Source organism: Gemmatimonas sp., assembly GCF_044376735.1.
Classification (GTDB): domain Bacteria; phylum Gemmatimonadota; class Gemmatimonadetes; order Gemmatimonadales; family Gemmatimonadaceae; genus Gemmatimonas.
On record NZ_JBILKJ010000246.1, the window covers coordinates 1 to 3,119 of the forward strand.

The window sequence follows — 3,119 nt, forward strand, 5'->3', positions numbered from 1 at the left end:
CTGCTCAAGCGGTGAAGAACGGCCAACAGCTTAGGGAGCAGGAGGGAGGGTCTCAGGAAGGAGGAGGCAGGAACACGACGCCGCGGTCCTGCACCCTCCACCCTGACACCCTCCTCCCTGCCTCCTAAGCCGTTGGCAGTTCGCTACCTTGCGGTATGTCCGATCCCACCATCCCGACCCCCTACTCGCCCGCGCTGGTCGAGCCCAAGTGGCGCGCCCGCTGGGCCGAACGCGGCACGAACGAGGCAGCCCTCGACACCGCCGCGCGTCCGTTCTACGCGCTCATGATGTTCCCCTATCCGTCGGCCGAAGGGCTGCACGTGGGGAACCTCTTCGCGTTCACCGGCAGCGACATTTCGGCCCGCTACCACCGGCTGCTGGGTCATGATGTGTTCCAGCCGCTCGGCTACGACGCCTTCGGCATCCACTCGGAGAACTACGCGCTCAAGGTGGGTGCGCACCCGATGGAGCTCACGCCGAAGAATGTCGCGAATTTTCAGCGGCAGCTCGAACGCGCGGGGCTGATGGTTGATTGGCGTCAGAGGGTGGACACGTCGCGTCCGGATTACTACAAGTGGACGCAGTGGGTCTTCCTGCAGCTCTACAAGCAGGGACTCGCGTACAAGAAGGCGGCCGCGGTGAACTGGTGTCCCACCGACATGACGGTGCTCGCCAACGAACAGGTCGAGGGTGGTCTATGCGAGCGCTGTGGTACGGCGGTCGAGCAGCGTTTCCTTGAGCAGTGGTTCTTCCGCATCTCGGCGTACGCCGAACGGTTGCTGAACAACCTCGAGTGGCTCGATTGGTCGCCGATCACCAAGTCGGCGCAGAAGAACTGGATCGGCCGCTCTGAAGGTGCCGAGCTGTCGTTCCGGGTGGGCGGGCACGAGGATCGGGTGACGGTGTTCACGACGCGCCCCGACACGATCTTCGGCGCGACGTACCTCGTGCTCGCGCCCGAGCACCCGCTGGTGGCGACACTCACTACCGACGCGCAGCGTGATGCGGTGCGGGGCTATCAGGACGCGACCACGAAGCAGGATCTGATCGCGCGGAAGAGCAGCAAGGACAAGACTGGCGTGTTCACCGGCGCGTACGCCGTGAATCCCGCCACCGGCGCGAACATTCCCATCTGGATCGCCGACTACGTGCTCATGCAGTACGGTACGGGTGCGATCATGGCCGTGCCCGGGCACGACGAGCGCGACTTCGAATTTGCGCAGCGGTTCGAGCTGCCGATCGTGCGCGTCGTGGCCGGTCCTGACGACGCCGCGGACACACCGCTGGGCGATGCCGCGTACACCGATGACGAGCATGGCCGCCTGGTGAACTCGGGCGCCTTCGACGGGCAGTTGGTGGCCGACGCCAAGCTCAGCGTGACCGAGTGGCTCACCGCCGGTGGGCATGGATCGAAGGTGGTCAACTTCCGGTTGCACGACTGGTGCATTTCCCGTCAGCGCTACTGGGGACCGCCGATTCCGATCATTTACTGCGATGCGTGCGGCACGGTGCCGGTGCCCGAGTCGCAGCTGCCGGTGGAGTTGCCATTCATTCCCGACTTCAAGCCCGACGACTCGGGCGTCTCGCCGCTGGCGCGCTACGAAGACTGGTACCGTGTGCCGTGCCCCACGTGCGGGGCGCCCGCCCGCCGGGAAACTGATGTGTCCGACACATTCCTCGACAGCGCGTGGTATTTCCTGCGCTATCCGAGCGCGACGCGCAGCGATGTGGCGTTCGACGCCGAGCGGACCACGCGGTGGCTGCCGGTGGATTCGTACATCGGTGGCAACGAGCACGCGGTGCTGCACCTGCTGTACTCCCGCTTCGTGACCATGGTCATGAAGGACGCGGGGCACATCGATTTCGAAGAGCCGTTCACGCGGTTCCGCGCGCACGGCATGATCATTCGCGAAGGCGCGAAGATGTCGAAGTCGAAGGGCAACGTGATCAACCCCGATGTGTACATGGAAGAGTGGGGCGCCGACGCGTTCCGCATGTACCTGATGTTTCTGGGGCCGTACGAAGAGGGGGGCGACTTCCGCGATCAGGGCATCAGTGGCGTGCGGCGCTTCCTCGACCGCCTGTGGGCCTCGGTGCGCGACGCGAGTACGACCGGCGCACCGGATGCGAACGTCGTGCGTCAGCTGCATCGCACGATCAAGAAAGTCGGCGAAGATACGGCGAGTCTCAGCTACAACACGGCGATCGCGGCAATGATGGAGTGCCTCAATCACGTGCGCTCGGGCGACCGGCCCGTGCACCGCGAGGAAGTGCTCCCGCTCGTGCAGCTGGTGTCCGCCTACGCCCCTCATTTCGCCGAGGAGTGCTGGGAATTGCTGGGGCACACCGGCAGCGTGTTCGACGCCGGCTGGCCGACGTTCGATCCGTCCATGCTGGTGGACAACGAGGTCGATCTGGTGGTGCAGGTGAACGGCAAGGTGCGCGGCAAGCTGCGCGTTGCGGTGGATGTCACGCAGGAGGCCGCGATGGCCGCCGCGATGGCTGATGCCGGCATCGCGAAGTTCGCGGTCGGTGAGATCAAGAAGGTGATCTTCGTGCCCAAGCGGCTGCTCAACATCGTGGTGTGAGCCCCGCGCACGGGTGAACCAGCCGCTCGCTCGGCTGGTTCACTCGGAGCTGCGGCGAGTACGCCGGCGGCAGGTCGTTCACGACGCGCTTCACGCCGTCCATCAGCTTGGGCAATCCGAAGTTGATGACGAGGCCAAGGGGCAGCTTGGCCAGCCGCAGGTACGTGAGCAGTTGTTTCGTGTGCACGGACGAATTCGATTCCTGAGCCTTTACCTCGATGATCAATCGGCCGTTGACAATCAAGTCGGCTCGGAACGCGTTCTCATAGCGATCTCCCTCGAACTCGAAGGAGATCGCTTTTTGTCGCTCGACATCGAACCCTTCACGCACCAGCATGCGGAAGAGGAGGGTTTCGTAGGCGCTCTCGAGCATTCCCGATCGGAATTTCCTGTGAATGCGCAGCACGGCGTTGATACAGGCTCCCGTCAGGTCATCAGGGGGGATATGCATGAGCGTGCTCGCTTCGGCTGGTGCGTCCCGTGGATCTGAGTCCGCTGGTTCACGCGAAGCTCGCGAAGTCCGCGAAGGCC

Annotated in this window: 2 protein-coding genes; one reads left to right on the forward strand and one right to left on the reverse strand. The window is 64.3% G+C overall.

Features of this window, described 5'->3' with window-relative positions; genetic code table 11:
- Positions 1–155: 155 nt before the first annotated feature.
- The gene (leuS, locus tag ACIRA7_RS16160) at positions 156–2,588 is read left to right on the forward strand and encodes a leucine--tRNA ligase (RefSeq protein WP_396221863.1); all 2,433 of its coding nucleotides are present in this window, start codon (positions 156–158) and stop codon (positions 2,586–2,588) included.
- Here leuS and ACIRA7_RS16165 read toward each other — a convergent pair.
- Positions 2,572–3,039: a GxxExxY protein gene (locus tag ACIRA7_RS16165; protein WP_396221864.1), complete on the reverse strand. Its 468-nt coding sequence runs from the start codon at positions 3,037–3,039 to the stop codon at positions 2,572–2,574. The genes leuS and ACIRA7_RS16165 overlap by 17 nt on opposite strands.
- Positions 3,040–3,119 lie beyond the last annotated feature (80 nt).

Bases quoted from the DNA above. Each gene is read 5' to 3' on its own strand.
- leuS (WP_396221863.1), top strand. From the start codon at position 156: ATGTCCGATCCCACCATCCCGACCCCCTACTCGCCCGCGCTGGTCGAG.
- ACIRA7_RS16165 (WP_396221864.1), bottom strand. From the start codon at position 3,039: ATGCATATCCCCCCTGATGACCTGACGGGAGCCTGTATCAACGCCGTG.